Origin of the sequence: Xanthomonas sp. JAI131 (genome assembly GCF_013410075.1) — a bacterium.
Classification (GTDB): Bacteria; Pseudomonadota; Gammaproteobacteria; order Xanthomonadales; family Xanthomonadaceae; genus Xanthomonas_A; species Xanthomonas_A bonasiae.
In genome coordinates this window covers 838,604-860,856 of sequence record NZ_JACCCN010000002.1, presented here as the reverse complement: position 1 = coordinate 860,856, position 22,253 = coordinate 838,604, and the positions used below count along the sequence as shown (strand labels likewise).

18 protein-coding genes are annotated in these 22,253 nt (G+C 70.1%); 15 read left to right on the top strand and 3 right to left on the bottom strand.

Going from position 1 to position 22,253, the window contains the following annotated elements; translation table 11 throughout:
* The first annotated feature begins 7 nt into the window (after positions 1-7).
* The 4 genes from recG to HDC36_RS10365 all read left to right on the top strand — a co-directional run bounded on the left by recG (position 8) and on the right by HDC36_RS10365 (position 5,213).
* The gene (gene recG, locus HDC36_RS10380) at positions 8-2,158 is read left to right on the top strand and encodes an ATP-dependent DNA helicase RecG (protein WP_179566929.1); all 2,151 of its coding nucleotides are present in this window, start codon (positions 8-10) and stop codon (positions 2,156-2,158) included.
* A 132-nt stretch (positions 2,159-2,290) separates the two neighbouring features.
* A complete protein-coding gene (locus HDC36_RS10375) occupies positions 2,291-3,229 on the top strand; it encodes a nucleoside hydrolase (protein WP_179566927.1) in 939 nt (312 codons plus the stop codon).
* Between the two features lie 163 nt (positions 3,230-3,392).
* The gene (locus HDC36_RS10370) at positions 3,393-3,635 is read left to right on the top strand and encodes a type B 50S ribosomal protein L31 (RefSeq protein ID WP_046977672.1); all 243 of its coding nucleotides are present in this window, start codon (positions 3,393-3,395) and stop codon (positions 3,633-3,635) included.
* A gap of 288 nt (positions 3,636-3,923) precedes the next feature.
* A complete protein-coding gene (locus tag HDC36_RS10365; protein WP_179566925.1) occupies positions 3,924-5,213 on the top strand; it encodes a citrate synthase in 1,290 nt (429 codons plus the stop codon).
* Positions 5,214-5,585: 372 nt separating this feature from the next.
* Here the strand turns inward: HDC36_RS10365 and HDC36_RS10360 are convergent, their stop codons facing one another.
* From HDC36_RS10360 to HDC36_RS10350, 3 genes are all read right to left on the bottom strand, one after another.
* Positions 5,586-6,404 (bottom strand): DUF4375 domain-containing protein, encoded by an 819-nt coding sequence (locus tag HDC36_RS10360; protein WP_179566918.1) that lies wholly within the window; start codon positions 6,402-6,404, stop codon positions 5,586-5,588.
* A gap of 55 nt (positions 6,405-6,459) precedes the next feature.
* On the bottom strand, positions 6,460-7,107 hold the full coding sequence (locus HDC36_RS10355) for a hypothetical protein (protein ID WP_179566916.1): 648 nt from the start codon (positions 7,105-7,107) through the stop codon (positions 6,460-6,462).
* Positions 7,108-7,315: 208 nt separating this feature from the next.
* Positions 7,316-9,751 (bottom strand): penicillin-binding protein 1A, encoded by a 2,436-nt coding sequence (locus HDC36_RS10350; RefSeq protein ID WP_179566914.1) that lies wholly within the window; start codon positions 9,749-9,751, stop codon positions 7,316-7,318.
* A 217-nt stretch (positions 9,752-9,968) separates the two neighbouring features.
* On the opposite strand from HDC36_RS10350, the gene HDC36_RS10345 reads away from it, so the two are divergent.
* The 11 genes from HDC36_RS10345 (at position 9,969) to HDC36_RS10295 (ending at position 22,242) form a co-directional block, all read left to right on the top strand.
* Positions 9,969-11,027 (top strand): pilus assembly protein PilM, encoded by a 1,059-nt coding sequence (locus tag HDC36_RS10345; protein WP_338123791.1) that lies wholly within the window; start codon positions 9,969-9,971, stop codon positions 11,025-11,027.
* Positions 11,027-11,815 carry a PilN domain-containing protein gene (locus tag HDC36_RS10340; RefSeq protein ID WP_179566910.1) on the top strand — a complete coding sequence of 263 codons (789 nt, stop codon included), beginning with the start codon at positions 11,027-11,029 and terminating at the stop codon, positions 11,813-11,815. The genes HDC36_RS10345 and HDC36_RS10340 overlap by 1 nt, the downstream gene beginning before the upstream one ends.
* The gene (locus HDC36_RS10335) at positions 11,812-12,486 is read left to right on the top strand and encodes a type 4a pilus biogenesis protein PilO (protein WP_179566908.1); all 675 of its coding nucleotides are present in this window, start codon (positions 11,812-11,814) and stop codon (positions 12,484-12,486) included. Before HDC36_RS10340 ends, HDC36_RS10335 begins: the two co-directional genes overlap by 4 nt.
* On the top strand, positions 12,483-13,022 hold the full coding sequence (locus HDC36_RS10330) for a pilus assembly protein PilP (protein WP_179566906.1): 540 nt from the start codon (positions 12,483-12,485) through the stop codon (positions 13,020-13,022). Before HDC36_RS10335 ends, HDC36_RS10330 begins: the two co-directional genes overlap by 4 nt.
* 20 nt (positions 13,023-13,042) lie before the next feature.
* Complete coding sequence (locus tag HDC36_RS10325; RefSeq protein WP_179566904.1) at positions 13,043-14,935, top strand: type IV pilus secretin PilQ family protein; 1,893 nt, start codon at positions 13,043-13,045, stop codon at positions 14,933-14,935.
* 178 nt (positions 14,936-15,113) lie between these two features.
* The gene (locus HDC36_RS10320; RefSeq protein ID WP_179566902.1) at positions 15,114-16,133 is read left to right on the top strand and encodes a MoxR family ATPase; all 1,020 of its coding nucleotides are present in this window, start codon (positions 15,114-15,116) and stop codon (positions 16,131-16,133) included.
* 122 nt (positions 16,134-16,255) lie between these two features.
* Entirely contained in the window at positions 16,256-17,185 is a 930-nt protein-coding gene (locus HDC36_RS10315; protein WP_179566900.1) for a DUF58 domain-containing protein, read from the top strand.
* Positions 17,182-17,637: a DUF4381 family protein gene (locus HDC36_RS10310; RefSeq protein WP_179566898.1), complete on the top strand. Its 456-nt coding sequence runs from the start codon at positions 17,182-17,184 to the stop codon at positions 17,635-17,637. Before HDC36_RS10315 ends, HDC36_RS10310 begins: the two co-directional genes overlap by 4 nt.
* Before the next feature lie 11 nt (positions 17,638-17,648).
* The gene (locus tag HDC36_RS10305; protein WP_179567998.1) at positions 17,649-18,665 is read left to right on the top strand and encodes a VWA domain-containing protein; all 1,017 of its coding nucleotides are present in this window, start codon (positions 17,649-17,651) and stop codon (positions 18,663-18,665) included.
* A complete protein-coding gene (locus HDC36_RS10300; protein ID WP_179566896.1) occupies positions 18,662-20,476 on the top strand; it encodes a tetratricopeptide repeat protein in 1,815 nt (604 codons plus the stop codon). Before HDC36_RS10305 ends, HDC36_RS10300 begins: the two co-directional genes overlap by 4 nt.
* 47 nt (positions 20,477-20,523) lie before the next feature.
* A complete protein-coding gene (locus HDC36_RS10295) occupies positions 20,524-22,242 on the top strand; it encodes a BatD family protein (RefSeq protein ID WP_255432730.1) in 1,719 nt (572 codons plus the stop codon).
* The last annotated feature ends 11 nt before the right edge of the window (positions 22,243-22,253 follow it).

Sequence of the window (22,253 nt, the reverse complement as noted above, 5' to 3'; positions counted from 1 at the left end):
CTCGCCCGTGCCGCGCGTGCAGGTTCCGGCGCCGGCGCTGTCGGCGGCAGGCGAGGCGCCGCTGTCGGCGCTGCCGGGCGTCGGCCCGAAGGTCGCCGAGAAGTTCGCCGTGCGCGGCCTGCTGACCCTGCAGGACCTGTGGCTGCACCTGCCGCTGCGCTATGAGGACCGCACCCGGCTGACCCCGGTGGCGGCGCTGCAGCCGGGCGTCCCGGCGCAGGTCGAAGTGCGGGTGGAGGCGGTGGATCGCGGTTTCCGCTACCGGCCGATGCTGCGCGTGGCGGTCGCCGACGACTCGCGCGCCACCCTGGTACTGCGCTTCTTCCAGTTCCGTGCCGCGCAGGTGGCGCAGTTCGCGGTGGGCGCGCGGCTGCGCGCGTTCGGCACGCCCAAGCCGGGCCAGCACGGCCTGGAGATCGTGCACCCGAGTTACCAGATCCTCGGTGGCGACGCAGCCGCGGGTCTGGACGACAGCCTGGACCCGGTGTATCCGGCGGTCGAAGGCATCGGCCCGGCGACGCTGCGCAAGCTGATCGGGCAGGCGCTGGACCGATTGCCCGACGAAGCGTCGCTGGAGCTGCTGCCGGCGGCGATGCTGGCCGAACTGGGGCTGCCGTCGTTGCGCAGCGCGCTGCTGATCGCGCACCGGCCGCCGCCGCAGGCCGACCTGGGCGCGCTCGCCGCCGGCCTGCATCCGGCGCAACAGCGGTTGGCGCTGGAAGAGCTGTTGGCGCACCACCTGAGCCTGCGTCGCCAGCGCATCGCGCTGCAGCGGCAGCGTTCGCCGTCGCTGCGCGGGCGCGGCCTGCTGGCCAAGCGCCTGCAGCAGTCGCTGCCGTTCCAGCTCACCGGCGCGCAACAGCGGGTGTTCGCGCAGATCCGCGCCGACCTGGAAAAGCCCTCGCCGATGCTGCGCCTGGTGCAGGGCGACGTCGGCAGCGGCAAGACCGTGGTCGCGGCGCTGGCGGCGATGCTGGCGGTGGACAAGGGCAAGCAGGCGGCGCTGGCGGCGCCGACCGAACTGCTCGCCGAACAGCACCTGGCCAACCTGCGCGCCTGGCTGGAGCCGCTGGGCATCCGCGTCGCATGGCTGGCCGGCAAGGTCACCGGCAAGGCGCGCGCCGCGGTGCTGGCGCAGATCGCCTCGGGCGAGGCGCAGGTGGTGGTCGGCACGCATGCGCTGATGCAGGCCGCGGTGGCCTTCCACGACCTGGCCCTGGCCATCGTCGACGAGCAGCACCGCTTCGGCGTGCACCAGCGCCTGGCGCTGCGCGACAAGGGCGCCACCGGCGCCGGCGTGCCGCACCAGCTGGTGATGACCGCCACCCCGATCCCGCGCACGCTGGCGATGGCCGCGTACGCGGACCTGGACGTGTCGGCGATCGACGAACTGCCGCCCGGGCGCACGCCGGTGCAGACCATCGTGCTCAGCGCCGAGCGCCGCCCGGAGCTGGTGCAGCGCATCCGCGTGGCCTGCGCCGAAGGCCGCCAGGCGTACTGGGTGTGCACGCTGATCGACGAAACCGAAGACAGCGACAAGCCGGGGCAGGGCGCCGGTGCGGGCAACCGCATCGACGCCAGCGCTGCGCAGGCCACCTACGAAGCCTTGTCGGCGCAGTTGCCGGAGCTGAAGGTGGGGCTGGTGCACGGGCGCATGAAGGGTACCGAGAAGCAGGCGGCGATGCGTGCGTTCAAGCAGGGCGAGATCGACCTGCTGGTCGCCACCACGGTCATCGAGGTCGGCGTCGACGTGCCCAACGCGTCGCTGATGATCATCGAGAACGCCGAGCGGCTGGGCCTGGCGCAGTTGCACCAGTTGCGCGGCCGGGTCGGGCGCGGCGCGGCCGCCTCCAGTTGTGTGCTGATGTACCAGGCGCCGCTGTCGGCGATGGCGCGGCAGCGGTTGCAGACCATGCGCCAGACCAACGACGGCTTCGTCATCGCCGAGAAGGACCTGGAGCTGCGCGGCCCCGGCGAACTGCTCGGCACCCGCCAGACCGGCCTGGCCGCGTTCCGCGTCGCCGACCTGGCGCGCGACGCCGGCCTGCTGCCGCGGGTGCATGCGCTGGCCGAACGGCTGCTGGCCGAGTCGCCGGTCCTGGCCGATCGCATCGTCGCGCGCTGGGTGGGCGGCGCGGCGCGGTTCGCGGGGGCTTAGCCGTGGCTGGCGCCACGGCTGGGATTGGGGATTGGGAATTGGGGATTCGCCCAGGCCGCGGAAGCCCCGGCTTCCCAGGTCCGCGCCGCAATGCCAGACTCGGCGGCCGAACGGAATGACGAAGAATCACGCATGAGCGACAAGATTCCCCTGTTGATCGACACCGATCCCGGCGTGGACGATGCCCTGGCCCTGCTGATGGCCTTCGCCGACGATCGCCACGACGTGGTCGGCCTGACCATCGCCGCCGGCAACGTCGGCCTGCAGCACACCGTGCGCAATGCGCTGAAGCTGTGCGAAGTGGCCGGGCGCGAGGACGTGCCGGTGTTCGCCGGCTGCGCCGACCCGTTGCTGCATCCGGCGGTGGACGCCGCCCACGTGCATGGCCTGGACGGTTTCGGCGATGTCGGCCTGGCGCCGGCGGCGCGCGCCGCCGAGTCCGAGCACGCGGCCCTGGCGATCCTGCGCCTGTCGCACCGGTACGCCGGTTCGCTGCTGCTGGTCGCGCTCGGTCCGCTGACCAACATCGCGCTGGCGCTGAAGCTGGATCCGACCCTGCCGCAGCGGGTGCGCCGTTTCGTGGTGATGGGCGGGGCGATCACCTGCCACGGCAACATCACCCCGGCCGCCGAGTTCAACATCGCCTTCGATCCGGAAGCGGCGCACATCGTGTTTTCCGGGTTCCCGCACATCGAGGTCGCCGACTGGGAGGCCACCGTCGCCCATGGCCTGCCGCATCGCGAGGTCGAGCAGTGGCTGGCCGCGGATGCCGACAAGGCGCGCTTCTACGAGGAGATCTCGCGCAAGACCCGGCTGTGGTCGGAGGATTCGCGCGGCGAGCACTGGTATGCCGCCGATGCGCTGGCGATGGCCTGGGCGCTGCAGCCCGAGGGCGCGCTGGAGGTGCAGTCGCGACCGCTGCAGGTCGAACTGGCCGGGGTCCACAGCCGCGGCGCCACCCTGGTCGACTGGAACCGCCAGCTGGGCCTAGCCGACAACGCGGCCATGCTGATCCGCTACGACCAGGCCCGTTTCCAGGCGCTGGCGCGTGCGGCGGTCGGCGCCGGCTGAGCCGGGCAGGGCGGCCGCCCCGGTGCGGCAGGGCGTGGCCGGGACGCCGCGCCCGCGCCCTGGCGTCGGCGGGGGTGAATTCCGCGCAAGTTGTTCTTGCGTGCAGGCCGGGTGAGTTGCTATAGTTTCCCTCTTGTCCAGCAGCCCCCTACGGTGCGAGCCCATGAAGGCCGACATCCATCCCAAGTACCACAACGTCGTGTTTCACGACGTCACCTCCGATTTCAAGATCCTGACCCGTTCGACCATGTCCTCGAAGGACAAGGTCAAGTGGGAGGACGGCGAAGAATATCCGCTGGTCAAGGTCGAAATTTCCTCGGCTTCGCACCCGTTCTATACGGGCAAGCACAAGGTCATCGACACCAGCGGCCGCATCGACAAGTTCCAGAAGCGCTACGCGCGCTGATCGAGCGGTCGAAGTGGTAAAGAAGGCCGCGCCCTGCGCGGCCTTCTTTTTTGGCGTCCCCGATGCATCGATTCCCGGCTGTGATGCCGGCGTAGATTCTCCCGTCCTGGCGATGGCGAGGATGCAACGCTGTGTCGCCGCCCAGCCCTCGCTCTACGACATCAGTACGAGCGACTACTCAAATGTTGCTGTGCGATAATGACGCGATCCGTGGTAATTGCCGTGGACTTCCTTCACGCGTCTGTTCGCAAAGTACGGGCAGGCGCCTTCCACTGAGGAGCGCACACTGTGTCCGATCTTGATCAGGTCACGCTGAATGCCGGCGACAAGTCGGTCGTTCTGCCGGTACTCAAACCCACCTTGGGCAACGATTGCGTCGACATTTCCAAGTTGACCAAAGAAACCGGTCTGTTCACCTACGACTCGGGCTTCACCGCGACCGCCAGCTGCAAGTCGGCGATCACCTACATCGACGGCGACAACGGCGTGCTGCTGTACCGCGGCTACCCGATCGAGCAGCTGGCCGAGAAGTCCAACTTCCTCGAAGTGGCCTACCTGCTGATGAACGGCGAGCTGCCGACCGCCGACGAATTCAAGAAGTTCGACCACGAAGTGACGCATCACACGATGATGCACGAGTCGCTGAAGAACTTCCTCGGCGGCTTCCGCCACGACGCGCACCCGATGGCGATGATGGCCGGCACCGTGGCCTCGCTGTCGGCGTTCTACCACGACACGCTGGACCTCAACGATCCGGAACAGCGGCGCCTGGCCGCGATCCGCCTGATCGCCAAGGTGCCGACGATCGCCGCCGCGGCGCACCGCTATTCGATCGGCTGGCCGATCCGCTACCCGCGCAACAACCTCGGCTACGTCGACCGCTTCCTGCACATGATGTTCGAAGTGCCGAGCGAGCAGCTGGAGATGAATCCGGTCGTGGCCAAGGCGCTGGACCTGCTGTTCATCCTGCACGCCGACCACGAGCAGAACGCCTCGACCTCGACCGTGCGCCTGGTCGGTTCCACCGGCGCCAATCCGTACGCCTCCGTCGCCGCGGGCATCACCGCGCTGTGGGGCCCGGCGCATGGCGGCGCCAACGAAGCCGTGCTGAAGATGCTGGAAGAGATCGGCACCGCCGACAACGTCGAGAGCGCCGTGGCCAAGGCCAAGGACAAGAACTCGAGCTTCCGCCTGATGGGCTTCGGCCACCGCGTCTACAAGAACTTCGATCCGCGCGCCAAGATCATCCGCGAGATGACCCACAAGGTGCTGGGCGAACTGGGCGTCAACGATCCGCTGCTGGAAGTGGCGCTGAAGCTGGAAGAGGCCGCGCTGAAGGACGACTACTTCGTGCAGCGCAAGCTGTACCCGAACGTCGACTTCTACTCGGGCATCATCTACAAGGCGCTGAACATTCCGGTGGAGATGTTCACCGTGATGTTCGCCATCGCGCGCACCGCGGGTTGGGTGTCGCATTGGCTGGAGCAGCAGGTCGATCCGGAAATGAAGATCGGCCGCCCGCGCCAGATCTACACCGGCTACGACAAGCGCGACTACAAGGCCGACGGCCAGCGCTGATCGCGCTGCCGCTGGTCTGTCGCAATCGAACGCCCCGCTTCGCGGGGCGTTTTTTTATGCGGCGAAGCGCGATGCGACGGCTTTTCCGGAAGCCTCTCGTCGCGACGGATGGCCCGATGTCACCCGGAGTCGCTCCCATAAACCTGCATGCATGCAACGCGCTGAAGCGCTTTTCATGTGGGAGGGGCTTCGGCTCCGGCAGGATCTGCGGCCGGAAGGTCTGCCGCTGCGTTCGTCGCGGCTGACGCCGCTCCTGCAGAGACGTGCGGCCAACTCGCTGGGTGCACTGCGGCAGCAGCTCCGGATGGCCCGAGGCCACCCGGCGCCGTTTCCGCGGGGCGGCGTGGAGTGCATGACCTGGATCGAGATGCCCTACAACTGCGCCGGCACGTCGATCTGCGCCACCAACGCATGGCTGTCGGCGTCGTGCATGCGCGCGATCCCGTCGAGGTCGAGCAGGTAGAAGTGGCCGCGGTCGGTCAGGAAGTGCCAGGCCAGTACCTGCCTGCCGTCGTGCACATGGCTGGGATCGCCGGCGGTGACGCGGTCCAGCGTGTGCCCGCTGTCGGCGCACAGGCGGCGGATCAGTTTCATGTAGCGCGGTTCGCTCTCCAGCGCCGCGGCGATGCGCTCGAGGCGATCGGGCAGGGCGGCGCCGCGGCGCTCGACCTCGGCCTGCATCTCCGGAATCGACAGCGCCACCAGCTGCGGATGCGCGCGCAGCCAGGCCGAATTCAGTGCGATCAGATCCTCTTCTTCCGCCAGCGCGAAGAACGCGTCGCCATGCCGGTCGAGCGCATCGCGCGCCGGGTTGTCGCCGAAGTACTGGCCGTCCATGAACGCCTGCAACGTGGCGTCGTCCATCTGTTCGAGCAGCGCGCGGCTGGCCGCGTACAGCGCCGCATGCCGGGTTGCGCGCATCGCCTGCAGTCCGCGCCCGACCTGGTCCAGCACCAGCGGATCGGCGTTGCAGTTGTAGACGAACTGGGCGAAGCCGCCGTTTTCCACCTGAGCCACGTAGAAGTCGACGTAGTAGCTGCACATCGCATCGGCGGCGATCTCGTCCGGACGCAGCCACTGGTCGAGCTGGGCGTTGATGAAGCTGATGTTGGACTGGATCGGCGCGTAGGCGTCGTCGCTGTCGAGACTGTTGCGCGAGACGACGATGGCGTCGGGCGGAATGGCGGGCATGCAGCGGGTCCGTTGGCGGAAAGGAAGCGGTGCGCCGGGCGCGGCGCGCGGGCGCTCAGCGGCGCTGCTGGTAGTCGGCGATGTCCTGTTCGGTCAGCAGCTGCCGCAGCTGGCTTTCCGAGGCGCGCCGCATCGGCTTCTCGTCGACCTGCGACAGCGGCGCCTGGCGCAGCGCATCGTAGGGCAGCACGGTCAGGTCGAAGGTCAGTTCCTCGGCGGCGAACAGCCACACCGGGAAGTCCTCGCTGCGTTCGCGGTCCAGGCGCAGCCGGCGCGTGCGCGATTCGGCCGGGATCCGGTGTTCTTCGAGGAAGCGCGCCACCGCGTCGGCGTCGTCGCTGTGCAGGTGCAGTTGCACCGGGCTGTTGGCATCGGCGGTGCCGTCGTGCACCGGGCCGACCAGGCGCGGGGCGAAGCCATGCAGGAAGTCCATCGCGCGCAACGCGGCCTCGCGGCGCAGGCGCAGGCCGCCGGCGTGGTCGGGTCCGGCGAACAGGCGCTGGTACTCGCGCAGCGCATCCTCGATCTCGCGGTTGCGCGGCAGCGAGGCGTCGTCGTGGATGCCGAGTCGCTCGGCGGCCTTCAGCTTGGCCTGGTGGAAGTCGCGGATGCCGCCTTCGGCCATCAGCCGGGCGGCTTCGTGGGCCAGCCGGCGGCGGCGTTCGTGCGTGCGGGTCTGGGCATGTTGCCGAGCGTGGTGCATGGGGCCGCCTCCCTGAAAGCCTGCCCCGACTGTACAACAGCGCGGTGACATCGGCATGCGGCGCGGTTGACGCGCTGGACAGCCGCTGCAGTCCGCTCGACCGGCCGCGGCGACGCGGCATCCGCCCCGTAGCGATCCCGCCAGCCAGCGCCGCCTCGGCAGCGGGACCCGCCGAGTCCCGAGTCCCCGGTCCCGAGTCCCGCGCGCCTCAGAAAATATCGAACGCGGCGTCGTCGGTCTTCTGGTCCTGCAGGCCGTAGTCGAACTCCTGGATGCGATCCATGTCCTCGACCTTGACCCACTCGGTGGCGCCGTTGAGCGTGGCCTGGACCATGCCGGCCGGCGGGTCGTTGCTGGCGATCGGCTTGTCCTTCAGCGCCACGCGCATGTACTCGATCCAGATCGGCAGCGCCGCCTTGCCGCCGTACTCGCGGTAGCCGAGCGAGCGGAAGTCGTCGCGGCCGACCCACACGGTGGTCACGTAGGGGCCGCCGAAGCCGGAGAACCAGGCGTCGCGATGGTCGTTGGTGGAGCCGGTCTTGCCGCCGACGTCCGCACGGCCCAGGACCTTGGCCGCAGTGCCGGTGCCGCGCTGGACCACGTCGCGCATCATCGAGACCAGCTGGTAGGCGGTGCGCTCGTCGATCGCGCGCGGCGCCACCTTGGCGTCGGGGTCGGTCGCCGGCGCGGTGTCGGCCGGGGTCGGAGTGGCGGCGGCGGTGGCCGCGGGCTTGGGCGGCGGTGGCGGCGCGGCGCTGCCGAAGTTGAAGCCGTCGACGACCTGGCTGGCCGGGGTGGCGCTGCCGCCGACGCTGCCGCAGCTGCGGCAGGCGGTGGGCGGGTGCTCCTGGAACAGCACGTTGCCGTCGCGGTCGGTGACCTTGTCGATGATCCAGGTATCCACCCGCGAGCCGCCGTTGACGAACACCGCATAGCCGCGCGCCACCGACAGCGGGGTCAGCGACGCGGTGCCCAGCGACATCGACAGGTTGGGCGGCAGCTCGGCCTCCTGGAAGCCGAACTGGCTGATGTACTTGCGCGCGAAGTCCACGCCGATGCTGTCGAGCAGGCGTACCGAGACCAGGTTGCGCGACTGCACCAGCGCTTCGCGCAAGCGCATCGGGCCGCGGAAGCCGCCGCCGTCGTTCTGCGGCGACCAGGTCTTGCCGCGGCGGTCGCGGAACACCACCGGCGCGTCGAGCACGATCGAGGCCGGGTTGAAGCCCTTCTCGAACGCGGCCGCGTACAGGAACGGCTTGAAGCTGGAACCCGGCTGGCGCCGCGCCTGGGTGGCGCGGTTGAACTTGTTGCCGGCATAGCTGAAGCCGCCGACCAGGGCGCGCAGCGCGCCGTTGCTGGCGTCCAGCGACACCAGCGCCGACTGCCCGCGCGGCAGCTGGGTGACTTCCCACTCGCCCGGCTTGTCGCCGGCCTGGATCCGCACCAGGTCGCCGCGCTTGAGCAGGGTGGCGGGGCTGCGCCCGGTCCAGCGGCTGGACGCGACCGGCAGCACCAGTTCGCTCTTGTTGGCCAGCACCACGGTGGCGCTGCCGTCGCTGCCGGTGGCCGCGACGATGCTCGGCAGCATGCCGCCCTGCGCATTGATCCCGGCCAGGTGGCTGGCCAGCGCGGCCGCGTCGGCATCGGCGGCGACGTCGAAATGCTTCTCCACGCCGTTCCAGCCATGGCGGCGGTCGTAGATCACCAGGCCCTGGCGCACCGCATGGTTGGCCGCGGTCTGCAGCTCGGTGTCGATGGTGGTGGTGACGTGGTAGCCCTTGTCGAGCACGTCGCCGCCGAAGCGCGCGATCATCTCCTGGCGCACCAGTTCGGCCACGTAGGGCGATTCGACCTGGACCGGGCGCTCGTGCGGGGTCGCGTGCATCGGCACCGCCTTGGCGGCGTCGGCCTCGGCCTGGGTGACGAAGCCCAGCGCGGCCATGCGGCTGAGCACGTAGTTGTCGCGGCGCTGCTTGGCGCGCTCGGGATTGCTGATCGGGTTGCCGCTGGACGGGAACTTGGGGATGCTGGACAGCGAGGCCATCTCGTCCAGGCTCAGTTCGTTGAGCTTCTTGCCGTAGTAGTACTCGGCCGCGGCGGCGATGCCGTAGGCGCGGTTGCCGAAGAAGCTCTTGTTGAGGTACAGCTCGAAGATCTCGTCCTTGCTCAGCTCGGCCTCGATCTTGCGCGCCAGCAGGATCTCGGCCAGCTTGCGGGTATAGCTGTATTCGGAGCTCAGGAAGAACTGGCGGGCGACCTGCTGGGTGATGGTCGAGCCGCCCGGCACGCGCTTGTCGTTGGTCGTGGCCAGCAGCCACACGGCGCGGGCGATGCCTTTGTAGTCGACCCCGCCGTGCTGGTAGAAGCGCGCGTCCTCGGTGGCCAGGAACGCCTGCTTCAGCCGCTCCGGCACGTCCTTCATGGTGATCGGATAGCGCCGGGTCTCGCCGAACAGGGCCATCAGCTTGCCGTCGCTGGCATAGACGTACATGGGCTCCTGCAGCTCCACCTGACGCAGCGTCTGCACGTCGGGAAGCTTGGAGGAAACGACGTAATACAGACCGCCGGCGGCGGCGGCTCCGATCAGGGCGAGAACGACGAACGTGACCAGCGCCCAGCGCAGCCAACGACGAAAACGGGGCATCGAGAGAGATTCCGATTGCAGATTTCTTGGGCGCAGAGTATAGAGTACGCCGGGGAAAGGCTGGGGCCGATTCCGGGGATGCGACGGGTTTGCTGCCACGGGATGCGTTGTGACGTAAGTCGCGACATGTCCAGGGCGGTTGCCAATTGCAAAAAATTTGTTATTAATGCGTGGGCGCAGCATTGCCGTCCAAGTGCCCGTCGGCAGGGGAAAATCCGTGGGGCTTATTCCAAAGAGTCAGCAACCGCTGATCGGTGTCGATATCAGTTCGACCGCGGTCAAGCTGTTGCAGCTGTCCCGTAGCGGCAACCGGTTCCGCGTAGAGCACTACGCCGTGGAACCCCTGCCGCCCAACGCCGTGGTCGAGAAGAACATCGTCGAGGTCGAGGCCGTGGGCGAGGCGATCCGCCGCGCCGTGACCCGTTCCGGCACCCGCGCCAAGCATGCCGCCGCGGCGGTGGCCGGCTCGGCGGTGATCACCAAGCTGATCCCGATGCCGGCCGAGCTCGACGAGAACGAGCTGGAAGCGCAGGTCGAGCTGGAAGCGGTCAACTACATCCCATACCCGATCGACGAAGTGAACCTGGACTTCGAGGTGCTGGGGATCATCCCCAACAACCCGGAAATGGTGCAGGTGCTGCTGGCCGCGTCGCGCTCGGAGAACGTCGAGCTGCGCCAGTCGGCGTTGGAGCTCGGCGGCCTGGTCGCCAAGGTCATGGACGTGGAGGCCTTCGCGGTCGAGAACGCGTTCGCGCTGGTCGCCAGCGAGCTGCCGGTGGCGGCCGACGGCGTCGTCGCCCTGGTCGATATCGGCGCCACCATGACCACGCTCAACGTGCTGCGCGGCGGACGCAGCCTGTACAGCCGCGAACAGGTGTTCGGCGGCAAGCAGCTGACCGACGAAGTGATGCGCCGCTATGGCCTGACCTACGAGGAAGCCGGCATGGCCAAGCGCCAGGGCGGGTTGCCGGAAAGCTACGAGATCGAGGTGCTGGAGCCGTTCAAGGAAGCCACGGTGCAGCAGATCAGCCGCCTGCTGCAGTTCTTCTACGCCGGCAGCGAATTCAATCGGGTCGACCATATCGTGCTGGCCGGCGGTTGCGCGGCGCTGGCCGGGCTGCCGGAGATGGTCGAGGAACAACTGGGGGTGGCGACCGTGGTCGCCAACCCGCTGGCGCAGATGACCCTGGGGCCGAAGGTCCAGGCGCATGCGCTGGCCCAGGACGCACCGGCGCTGATGATCGCCACCGGCCTGGCTCTGAGGAGCTTCGACTGATGGCAAAAATCAATCTGCTGCCCTGGCGGGCGGAGCGGCGCAAGCAGCGCGAGCGTGAGTTCTACTCGATGCTGGGCTTCGCCGCGCTGGCCGGCGTGCTGCTGGCGCTGCTGATCTGGTTCTACTACGACCGCCAGATCACCGGGCAGAACGAGCGCAATGCCTACCTGCAGACCGAGATCGACAAGGTCAAGGCGCAGAACAAGGAAATCGACAAGCTCGACGAGCAGAAGCGGCGCCTGCTGGCGCGCAAGCGGGTCATCGAGGAACTGCAGGCCAAGCGCTCGCAGATGGTGCACCTGTTCGATTCGCTGGTGCGCACGATCCCCGACGGCGTGGTGCTGACCGCGGTCAAGCAGGAAGGCGACATCCTCACGCTGGAAGGGCGCTCGCAATCCAATGCGCGGGTCAGCGCCTACATGCGCAACCTCGAGGGCTCGGGCTGGATGACCAATCCGGAGCTGTCGGTGATCGAGGCCAAGGCGCAGGACAAGGAGGTCAAGGGGCCGATCGTCGACGCCAAGGCCTTGCCCTACGTGTTCACCCTCAAGGTCAAGCTGCCGGTGCCGGGCGATGGCTCGGACGCGGCGACGGGCGCTGCCGCGCCGGCGCCAGGCGCACCTGCCGCAGCCCCGGTTCCGGGCGCCGCCGCCGCGCCGGCACCCGCTGCCGTTCCCGCGCCTGCCGCGCCGACTGCACCGACTGCACCGACTGCACCTGCGACGCCGCCGGCCGCCGCGCCGGCGACGCCAGCGGCCACGCCAGCGCAACAGGGACCGGCGTCATGAGCAAGAAATTCAACGTAAAAGACCTGGACTTCAACAATCTCGGCAACTGGCCGCAGCAGGCCAAGATCGGCTTCTGCGTGCTGGTCACGCTGTTCATCCTGATCCTGTCCTGGTTCCTGCTGCTCAGCGACAAGCGCGACGAGCTGGGAACGCTGGAGCAGAAGGAAACCGAGCTGCGCGCTTCGTTCGAGAAGGAGCAGAGCCGAGCGGTCAATCTGCAGCCGCTGAAGCAGCAGCTGGCGCAGATGGAGCAGGTGCTGCAACAGATGCTGCGGCAGCTGCCGAGCAAGACCGAGATGCCGGACCTGATCATCGACATCTCGCAGACCGCGTTGTCCAGCGGCCTGGCCAACGAACTGTTCCAGCCGGGCCCGGAGTCGCCGAAGGAGTTCTACGCGGAGAAGCCGATCGCGCTGCGCATGGTCGGCAGCTACCACCAGTTCGGCGCCTTCGTCAGCGGCGTGGCGTCGCTGCCGCGGGTGGTGATCCTGACCATGCACGACATCAATTTGAAGCCCAAGGACAAGAAGGCCGGCATCACCACGCGCGGCGAACTGGAGCTGTCCGGCACGGTCAAGACCTACCGCTATCTGGACGACAAGGAGATGGCGGACCAGGAAAAGGCGGCGGCTGCGGCGAAGAAGGGTTCCAAGCAAGGCGGTGGCGCATGAAGCGGCGGACCAGGGCATTCGAGTGCTTGGCAGGGCTGGCGCTGGTGGCGCTGCTCGGCGGTTGCGGCCGTGGCGTGACCAGCACGCCGGGTGACGCGCCGAACCTGGAGAACTGGGTCAAGGAAGTGCGCGCGCGGCCGGCGCAGCCGCTGGAGCCGCTGCCGGTGATGCAGCAGTTCGAGACCTTCGAATATGCGGCGCAGGGCCTGCGCGATCCGTTCAGCGATGCCTGGTCGAGTCCGGACGGCAACAACGGGCTGCGCCCGGATCCGAACCGGCGCAAGGAGCCGCTGGAGCAGTTCCCGCTGGACGGCCTGAAGATGGTCGGCACGCTGGGCAACGGCGCGGGCCTGGTGGCGCTGGTGATGGCGCCGGACAAGGTGACGTATCGGGTCCGTCCCGGCATCTACATGGGGCAGAGCGATGGCCGCGTGACCGGGGTGCACGAGGATCGCATCGATTTGATTGAACTGGTGCCGGATGGCGCTGGCGGTTGGCTGGAACGTCCGGCCGCCGTGGCGCTGGACGATCAATGATTGATTATGGGGATAGCACGATGACTTTTTCCAAAGCCCTGAGCCTGCGTCCCATCCGGCGCCACGCGACGGTGCGGCTACGCGCATTGGGGTTGGCGGCGCTGCTGGGAAGTTCGGCCGCGATGGGCGCGGCGCTGGCGGCAACGCCGGCGGCGGGTCCGGCGCAGGCGACGGCGCAGGCACCGGCCAAGCTCACGGTGTCGAAGATCGACTTCAAGCGCGGCGACGGCGATGCGGGGCGGCTGATCCTGCACTTCAGCGGCGCCGGCGCCAGTCCCGACCTGCGCACCCAGGGCAACACCGTGGTGGTCGACGTCGGCAACGCCTCGTTGCCGGCGGAACTGCAGCGTCCGCTCAACGTCACCGACTTCGCCACCCCGGTGCAGCGCATCGACGCCAAGCCGTACGCCGGTGGCGCGCAGCTGGTGCTGAGCACCAACGGCGCCTTCGAGTCGTTGGCTTACCAGTCGGGGAACGAGTACGTGGTGGAGATTTCGCCGCGGACCTCGGCGCCGGCGGTGGGCGCGGTCAGCGCGGCCACGGTCAGCCAGGCGGCGGCGCAGGTCGCCGCGCGCGGCTACAGCGGCCGCCCGGTGACGTTCAACTTCCAGGACGTGCCGGTGCGCACCGTGCTGCAGCTGATCGCCGAGGAATCCAACCTCAACATCGTCGCCTCCGACACCGTGCAGGGCAGCGTCACCCTGCGCCTGGTCAACGTGCCGTGGGACCAGGCGCTGGACATCGTGTTGCGCGCCAAGGGCCTGGACAAGCGCCGCGACGGCGCCGTGGTCTGGGTCGCGCCACAGCAGGAACTGGCCAAGTTCGAGCAGGACAAGGAAGACGCGCGGATCGCGATCGAGAACCGCGAGGACCTGAGCACCGACTACATCCAGATCAACTACCACAGCGCCACCACGATCTTCAAAGCGCTGACCGAGGCCAAGGGAATCGGCGGCGGCTCCGGTGGCGGCGGTGGCGGTGGCAGCAGCCAGAACGACAATGGGTTCCTGTCGCCGCGCGGGCGCATCGTCGCCGACGAGCGCACCAACACGCTGATGATCAGCGACATCCCGAAGAAGATCGCGCAGATGCGCGAGCTGATCAACGTGATCGACCGTCCGGTCGACCAGGTGCTGATCGAGGGCCGCATCGTCATCGCCACCGATACCTTCGCCCGCGACCTGGGCGCCAAGTTCGGCATCGGCGGCACCAAGACCTACGGCGGCAACACGGCGACCATCGGCAGCGGCGCGACCGGCGGCGGCGCCGCGGCCACGCGCGGACTCAACGTGGATCTGGGCGGCAGCACCTTCACCACCGGCACCATGTCGGGCCTGGCCTATACCCTGCTGGGCAGCAACTTCAACCTGGATCTGGAGCTGACGGCGCTGCAGGAAGAGGGCCGCGGCGAGGTCATCTCCAATCCGCGCATCGTGACCTCCAACCAGCGCGAGGCGGTCATCAAGCAAGGCAAGGAAATCGCCTACGTCACGATTACCGGCGGCACCGCCGGGACCGCGGCGACGCCGAACGTGCAGTTCAAGGAAGTGCTGCTGGAGCTGAAGGTCACCCCGACCATCACCGACGACAGCCGCGTGTTCCTGAACATGAACGTGAAGAAGGACGAAGTGGATCACTACGTGACGCTCGACGACTACGGCACCGTTCCGGAAATCAACCGCCGCGAGATCAATACCGCGGTGCTGGTGGACGACGGCCAGACCGTGGTGATCGGCGGCGTGTACGAGTTCACCGACCGCAACAGCATTTCCAAGGTGCCGTTCCTGGGCGATATCCCGTTCCTGGGCAATCTGTTCAAGAAGCGCGGCCGCAGCAAGAGCAAGGCCGAATTGCTGATCTTCGTGACCCCGAAGGTGATGCGCGTGGCCAAGCGCGCGCCTGCCGCCGGCTGACGCGCCGGCCGTGCCGAAAGACGGCGCGCCTGCCAACAACCACGGTAGTCTCGAGACGGGAGAAGCCTCTGCTTCTCCCGTCGTCGTTTGTGCCGGCGGATGAGGCAAATCTGAATTTGCGGCCGATTGTTGCGCCGGACGCAGAACCATTTCACCGCCGATGGGTCAAACTCGGCACATGAACACCACGCCCTCCAGCTTCGATCCCACTCCCGCCGCGTCCGAGCAGCAGCGCCTGCATGCGGCGTTCCTCGCCCTGCGCGACGGCCTGTCCGAAACCATCGTCGGCCAGTCCGCGTTGGTGGAGCGCCTGCTGATCGCGCTGCTCGCCGACGGCCACCTGCTGGTCGAAGGCGCGCCGGGTCTGGCCAAGACCACCGCGATCCGCGCGCTGGCAGCGCGGCTGGAAGCGGATTTCGCCCGTGTCCAGTTCACCCCGGACCTGTTGCCGGCCGACCTGACCGGCACCGAGGTGTGGCGTCCGCAGGAAAGCCGCTTCGAGTTCCTGCCCGGGCCGATCTTCCATCCGATCCTGCTTGCCGACGAGATCAACCGCGCGCCGGCCAAGGTGCAGTCGGCGTTGCTGGAAGCCATGGGCGAGCGCCAGGTCACCGTCGGCCGGCATACCTATGCGCTGCCGAAGCTGTTCCTGGTGATGGCCACGCAGAACCCGATCGAGCAGGAAGGCACGTTCCCGCTGCCGGAAGCGCAGCTGGACCGGTTCCTGATGCACGTGCGGATCGGCTATCCGGAGGCCGCCGCCGAGGCCGAGATCCTGCGCCTGGCGCGCGAGCGTGCGCGCGAAACCCTGGACCATGGCGAGGCGCCGCCGCCGCGGATGCCGCTGGACGACGTGTTCGCTGCGCGGCGCGCGGTGCTGTCGCTGCACATGGCGCCGCCGCTGGAGCGCTATCTGATCGAACTGGTGCTGGCCTCGCGCGATGCCAGCGGCTACGACCCGGCACTGGCACGGCGCATCGCCTGGGGCGCGAGCCCGCGCGGCTCGATCGCGCTGGAGCGCTGCGCGCGCGCACGTGCCTGGTTGGCGGGACGCGATTTCGTGACCCCGGACGACGTACGTGCGGTGGCGCCGGACGTGTTGCGCCATCGCGTGCTGCCCAGCTACGAGGCCACGGCCGAGGGCTGGGATGGCGATCGTCTGGTCGCCGCGCTGCTGGACAAGGTACCGCCGCCTTGAGCGAGCGGCAGCGCCAATCCGGGCGGCCGCAGCGCCGCAGCACGCCGGTGCACCGCGCCGCCGTGCGGCCAGCGCGCGGCAGCGTGGCGCAGGCGAGGTAAGCGACGATGGCGGTGCAGGTGATGCCTCCGCAGACGCTGCGCGCCGACGCCGCGACCGGCGCGGATGGCGTGCGGCCGACGCTGGCCGAGTTGGTGGCGCTGCGCGCGACGGTGGCGCGGGTGCCGCCGCCGCGGCGTGGCCGCCATGGCCTCAGCGGCAGTGCGCCGGCGGCGCTGCGCGGTCGCGGCATGGAGTACGCCGAGTCGCGCGAATACGTGGCCGGCGACGATGTACGCCACATCGACTGGCGGCTCACCGCGCGCAGCGGGCGCACCCATACCAAGCTGTTCCAGGCCGAGCGCGAGCGGCTCAGCCTGATCGTGGCCGATACCGCGCCGACGCTGTATTTCGGCACCCGCGTGCGCTTCAAGTCGGTGCAGGCGGCGCGTGCGGGGGCGGTGGCGGCGTGGACCGCACAGCGCCAAGGCGACCGCCTGGCCGCCTTGCGCGGCAGCCGCAGCGAGGCGCCGGTACCGCCGGCGGCCGGGCCGCGCGGCGCCTTGCGCGTGCTCGACGCGCTGGCGCGCTGGTACGCGCAGCCGCCGCAGGACGATGCCGGCCTCGGCGTGGCGCTGGAACACGCGGCCAAGCTGCTGCGGCCGGGCTCGCGGCTGGTGGTGCTGGCCGATCCGGCCAGCGCGAATGCGATTCCGGCGTCGCGCTGGGCCGGGCTGGCGCTGCACAACGACGTGGTGCTGCTGCTGTTGGCCGACGCGCTGGAACTGCAGCCGCCGCGGGCGGCGCTGCCGTTCTGGGCCGGCGGGCGCCGGGTGGAAATCGATTTGCAGGCGGCCAGCGCGCAACAGCGCTGGCACGAACAATTCGTCGCGCCGCTGGAAACCCTGGTGGCCGAACTGCCCGGCCGCGGCGTGCAGGTGCGCGTGCTGCGCAGCGACGCGGCCAGCGAATCCTGGCTGCTGCCGGTGCCCGGCGGGAGCGCGCCGCGATGACGCCGCAACAACTGCCGCTGCGCGACGTGCATCTGCCGCCGGCGCCGCCGTGGTGGCCGCCGGCGCCAGGCTGGTTGCTGCTTGGCGCAGCGGTGGTGTTGGCGCTGGGCATCGCGCTCGGCCTGTGGGCCTGGCGGCGCGCGCGGCGGCGCCGCTGGCAGCGCCAGTTCGATGCGGCGCTCGCCACCGGCGCGGCGCCGGCGCAAGTGGCCGCCGTGTCGGAACTGCTGCGCCGCGCGGCGCGGCGGCGCGACCCGGGCGCCGCCGCGTTGCAGGGCGAGCCATGGCTGCGCTTCCTGGACGGCGGCAAGCGCCAGGACTTCTCTGCGGGACCGGGCCGCGTGCTGCTCGATGGCGGCTATCGGCGCGAACTGGATCATGCGCAACTGCAAGCGCTGCTGCCGCTGGCGCGGCGCCGCTTCCTCGAGCTGATGGGCGGGCGTCGCGCGTGATGGCGATGAGCATGCTTTCGCTGCACTGGCAAAATCTCAGCGATCTGCTTGCCGGGTTCGCCTGGCCGTGGATGTGGCTGGCGATGCCGTTGCCGCTGCTGGCGCGCCTGTTGCTGCCGGCGCAGCGCGGCAGCGCGCCGGCCTTGCGCGTGCCGTACGGCGCCCAGTTGCAGGCGGTGGCGGCTGCGCCTGCGCGCGGCGGTCTGTGGCGGGTCGGCCTGTGGCTGACATGGCTGGCCTGGTTCTGCCTGTGCGGTGCGGCGGCGCGGCCGCTGCAACTGGGCGAGCCGATCTCGCCGCCGCAGCAGGCGCGGCAACTGATGCTGGCGGTGGACCTGTCCGGCAGCATGAGCGAACCGGACATGACCCTGGGCGGGCGTGTGGTGGATCGGTTGACCGCGGCCAAGGCGGTGCTGGCCGACTTCCTCGACCGCCGCGACGGCGACCGTATCGGCCTGCTGGTGTTCGGCCAGCAGGCGTATGCGCTGACCCCGCTGACCGCCGACCTGGCGACGGTGCGCGATCAGTTGCGCGACAGCGTGGTCGGCCTGGCCGGACGCGAGACCGCGCTCGGCGACGCGATCGCGCTGTCGGTCAAGCGCCTGCGCGAGCAGCCGCAGGGCGACCGGGTGCTCATCGTGCTGACCGATGGCGTCAACACCGCCGGCGTGCTGGAACCGATCAAGGCGGCGGAGCTGGCCAAGGCCGAACACGTGCGTGTCTACACCATCGCCTTCGGCGGCACCGGCGGCTATTCGCTGTTCGGCTTGCCGATGCCCGGTGGCGGCGGCGACGACCAGGTCGACGAGGACACCTTGCGCAAGATCGCGCAGGACACCGGCGGCCGTTTCTTCCGCGCCCGCGATACCGACCAGCTGGTGTCGATCTATGCGGAACTGGAGCGCCTGGAACCGGTGCGTTCGGCCGGCCCGGCGGTACGCCCGCGGATCGAGCGCTATGCGTGGCCGCTGGGCGCGGCGCTGCTGCTGGGACTGATCGCCTTCGTGTGGCCCTGGAGGCGGCAATGAACGCGGTGCTCGGTTTCCTGGAGGCGTTGCACCTGCTGCGTCCGCAGTGGCTGTGGGCGTTGTCGTTGCTGCCGTTGCTGGGTTGGAGCTGGCTGCGCCGGCGCCGGCGCCGCAATGTGTGGCGACACAATGTGGACGCGCATCTGCTGCCGCATCTGCTGGCGAAGGAGGATGGCCGCCAATCGCTGTCCGGGTTGTGGCTGGCCGCGCTCGGCTACGTGCTTGCGGTCGTGGCGCTGTCCGGGCCGAGCTGGCGCCAGGAACAGCAGCCGCTGTGGCAGTCGCGCACGCCGCTGGTGATCGCGCTGGATCTGTCGCCGCGGATCGAGGCCGGCGACCTGCCGCCGTCGCGCCTGCTGCAGGCGCGCGCCAAGCTGGCGACGCTGCTGCGCGAGCGTGCCGGCGGCGAAGTCGCGTTGCTGGCCTACGCCGGCGAACCCTACACCGTCGCGCCGCTGACCGACGACGCGGCCAACGTCGCCCTGTTCCTGGATGCGCTGTCGCCGCAGGTGATGCCGGCGCCTGGGCAGCGCACCGACCTGGCGATCGATTGGGCGGCACAGCTGCTGCGCCAGGCCGGTTTCACCCGCGGCGACATCCTGTTGCTCAGCGACCAGGCCGACGCGCAGGCGCAGCAGGCCGCGTCGCGCGCGGCCGGGCAGGGCTACCGGGTGTCGGCGCTGGGATTGGGAACCACGCAGGGCGCGGCCTATCGCGATGGCCAGGGCGGCGTCGGCCACGCGCAACTGGATCCGGGCTCGCTGCAAGCGCTGGCGAGCGCCGGCAACGGCCGCTACGCCGCGCTGACGCCCACCGATGCCGATCTGCGCGAGCTGGGCGTGCTGCAACCGGCGCAGCAGCAGGACGCGACGGCCGCCGGCGAGCACAGTGGACGGGTCTGGGTGGATCAGGGCTATTGGCTGCTGCCGCCGCTGTTGCTGCTGGCGCTGTTCGCGTTCCGCCGCCGCGGTGGCGCTGCGTTGCTGCTGGTGTTGCTGCTGCCGTTGGCGATGCCGCTGCCGGCGCGTGCGGCGGCGGCCGAGGCGGTCGGCGGCGATTGGTGGCGGCGTGCCGACCAGGTGCGCCAGCAGCGTCTGGACGCGGGCGTGCAGGCCTATCGCAAGGGCGATTTCGCCGCCGCGCAACAGCAGTTCGAGGGCATCGACAGCGACCAGGGCTGGTACAACCTAGGCAATGCCTTGGCCCGCCAGGGCCGCTACGACGAGGCGATCGACGCCTACGACAAGGCGTTGCGGCAGCATCCGCAGATGGCCGATGCGATCGCCAACCGCGCCGCGGTCGATGCCGCGCGCAAGCGCCAGTCCGGGCAGAACGACTCCGGGCAGAACAAGCCGGGACAGCAGGGCAAGGACCAATCGCAGCAGAACCAGAAGGGCCAGCCGCAGCCGGGCGCCGGTGGCGCGCCCAAGGGCCAGGACCCGTCGCAGGCCAAGGCGCCGTCGCCGGCGGATGCGCAAGGCCAGCCGGGACAGAAGAATGCGCCGTCGCAGGCGGGGTCCAAGGACAAGGATGCGCCGCCGCCGGGGACGCCAAAGCCGGGCGATGCGCAGGCACAGCAGCAGGCCGACGCGGCGCAGCGCCAGCAGATGCAGCAGGCGATGGCGCAGCAGGGCGCGGCAGGCAAGGAGGCGGCCGCACGCGCCGCCGCGGTCGCCGCGGAAACCCCGCAGCAGCGCGAACAGCGCCAGGCGGTGGAGGCATGGCTGCGGCGGGTACCGGACGATCCGGGCAACCTGCTGCGCGCCAAATTCAAGCTCGAACACGAACGCAGGCAGCGGGAAGGACCATGATCGAACGCAAGCAACGCCGCTGGCGCCGGGACGCGTCCGCCACGCGGATGCGGTCGGCGATGCTGACCCTGTGGGCGGGGCTGCTGCTGGCCGCGCTGGCGCTGCCGGCCGCGGCCGCCACCCGCGCCTGGCTGGACCGCGACAGCATCGGCGCCGGCGAGAGCGTCACCCTCAACATCGAGACCGACCAGGGCCTGGCGGCGCCGGAGTACGCGCCGCTGCGCGCGCAGTTCGCGCTCAGCGACGAGGTCAACAGCCGGCAGATGCAGATGGTCAACGGCCAGGTCACGGCCAAGTCGCTGTTCGGCGTGGCGCTGACCCCGCGCGGCACCGGCACGCTCGACATCCCGTCGTTGCGCGTGGGCAACGAGCGCACCGCACCGCTGCGGCTGCAGGTCGCCGCGGCCGCGCCGGCGCCGGCCGGCAGCACCCGCGCCGGCGATCCGGCGCAGCTCGGCAACGCCGACGTGTTCGTGCAGACCGTGGCCGACGACGCGCAGCCGTATGTGCAGCAGAGCGTGGGCGTGGTGGTGCGGCTGTATCTGGGCGTGCCGCTGACCTCGGGCGAACTGGACCTGGATCCGCCGGCCGGCGCCGCGCTGCAGCGCATCGGCGACGATGTCCAGAGCCGGCGCGAGATCGACGGACGCATGTTCACCATCGTCGAGCGCCGCTATCTGCTGGTGCCCGAGCGCAGCGGGCCGTTGACGCTGCCCGGCGCGCGCTTCCGCGGCCGCGGTCCCAGCGGCTTCTTCGACGATTATTTCGGCCGCGGCGGCGACCTCAGCGCGCGCAGTGCGGCGCAGACCCTGCAGGTGCGCGCGCAACCGGCCAATGCGCCGCAGCCGTGGCTGCCGCTGCACGACCTGCGCCTGCGCTACACCGCCACGCCGCAACGTGCGGCGGTGGGCGAGGCGGCCGACATCGTGGTCGAGGCCAGCGCGCGCGGCGCCACCCAGGCGCAGTTCCCGGAACTGCCGACGCCGAGCGTCGATGGCGCGCAGGTGTTCGCCGAACCGCCGCAGTTCGACGAGACGTTCGTCGACGGCAGCCCGCAACTGAAGATCACCCGGCGCTACTCGATCGTGCCGCAAACCGCGGGGCCGTTGCGGGTCAGCGGGCTGCGCGTGCCATGGTGGGACGTGGCGGCCGGCAGCGCGCGCGAGGCCAGCTTGCCCGATCTGGACCTGCAGGTGCTGCCCGGGCGTGCCGCACCCGTCGCGCCGGCCGCGCCGGCCAGCGCAGCGGTGCCGCGCGTGGACGCCGCGCCGGCCGGCAACGCGGTGACACCGACCCACGCGGTGTCCGGGTGGGCCGGGTCGTTGCCGCTGTGGATGGCGCTTGCCGCGCTGTTCGCGCTGTTGTGGCTGGCGACGCTGGTCTGGGCCTGGCGCCGCAGCCGCGGTGCGCGTGCACCGGCCGGCGCACACGCTGCGCCGGCTGCGGCGGGCGCTGCGCCACGCGCCCGCTACGGCCTGCCCGACCTGCGCAAGGCACTGGATGCCGGCGGCCTGGACGAGGTCGCGGCGATCCTGTGCGCGCAGGCCGGCGTCGCCGATCTCGATGCGCTGCTGACCCGCCTGGACGATCCGGCGCAACGCGAGGCGGTGCTGCGCCTGCAACGCGCGCGTTGGGGCGGTGCCGGCGATGTGCCTGGCGCGCGCGCCGCGCTGCGCCAGGCGTTCTGGGCCGGGCCGCGCTGGCGCGATGCGCCGCGCAAGCACGGCAAGGACGAACTGCCGCCGCTGTATCCGCGCGACGCGTAAGCAGCGTCGGC

What these genes read in the sequence shown, in the direction of transcription:
- HDC36_RS10375 (WP_179566927.1), top strand. Translation starts at nt 2,291, where the DNA reads ATGAGCGACAAGATTCCCCTGTTGATCGACACCGATCCCGGCGTGGAC.
- HDC36_RS10370 (WP_046977672.1), top strand. Translation starts at nt 3,393, where the DNA reads ATGAAGGCCGACATCCATCCCAAGTACCACAACGTCGTGTTTCACGAC.
- HDC36_RS10360 (WP_179566918.1), bottom strand. Translation starts at nt 6,404, where the DNA reads ATGCCCGCCATTCCGCCCGACGCCATCGTCGTCTCGCGCAACAGTCTC.
- HDC36_RS10355 (WP_179566916.1), bottom strand. Translation starts at nt 7,107, where the DNA reads ATGCACCACGCTCGGCAACATGCCCAGACCCGCACGCACGAACGCCGC.
- HDC36_RS10350 (WP_179566914.1), bottom strand. Translation starts at nt 9,751, where the DNA reads ATGCCCCGTTTTCGTCGTTGGCTGCGCTGGGCGCTGGTCACGTTCGTC.
- HDC36_RS10340 (WP_179566910.1), top strand. Translation starts at nt 11,027, where the DNA reads ATGGCAAAAATCAATCTGCTGCCCTGGCGGGCGGAGCGGCGCAAGCAG.
- HDC36_RS10335 (WP_179566908.1), top strand. Translation starts at nt 11,812, where the DNA reads ATGAGCAAGAAATTCAACGTAAAAGACCTGGACTTCAACAATCTCGGC.
- HDC36_RS10330 (WP_179566906.1), top strand. Translation starts at nt 12,483, where the DNA reads ATGAAGCGGCGGACCAGGGCATTCGAGTGCTTGGCAGGGCTGGCGCTG.
- HDC36_RS10325 (WP_179566904.1), top strand. Translation starts at nt 13,043, where the DNA reads ATGACTTTTTCCAAAGCCCTGAGCCTGCGTCCCATCCGGCGCCACGCG.
- HDC36_RS10320 (WP_179566902.1), top strand. Translation starts at nt 15,114, where the DNA reads ATGAACACCACGCCCTCCAGCTTCGATCCCACTCCCGCCGCGTCCGAG.
- HDC36_RS10315 (WP_179566900.1), top strand. Translation starts at nt 16,256, where the DNA reads ATGCCTCCGCAGACGCTGCGCGCCGACGCCGCGACCGGCGCGGATGGC.
- HDC36_RS10310 (WP_179566898.1), top strand. Translation starts at nt 17,182, where the DNA reads ATGACGCCGCAACAACTGCCGCTGCGCGACGTGCATCTGCCGCCGGCG.
- HDC36_RS10305 (WP_179567998.1), top strand. Translation starts at nt 17,649, where the DNA reads ATGCTTTCGCTGCACTGGCAAAATCTCAGCGATCTGCTTGCCGGGTTC.
- HDC36_RS10300 (WP_179566896.1), top strand. Translation starts at nt 18,662, where the DNA reads ATGAACGCGGTGCTCGGTTTCCTGGAGGCGTTGCACCTGCTGCGTCCG.
- HDC36_RS10295 (WP_255432730.1), top strand. Translation starts at nt 20,524, where the DNA reads ATGCGGTCGGCGATGCTGACCCTGTGGGCGGGGCTGCTGCTGGCCGCG.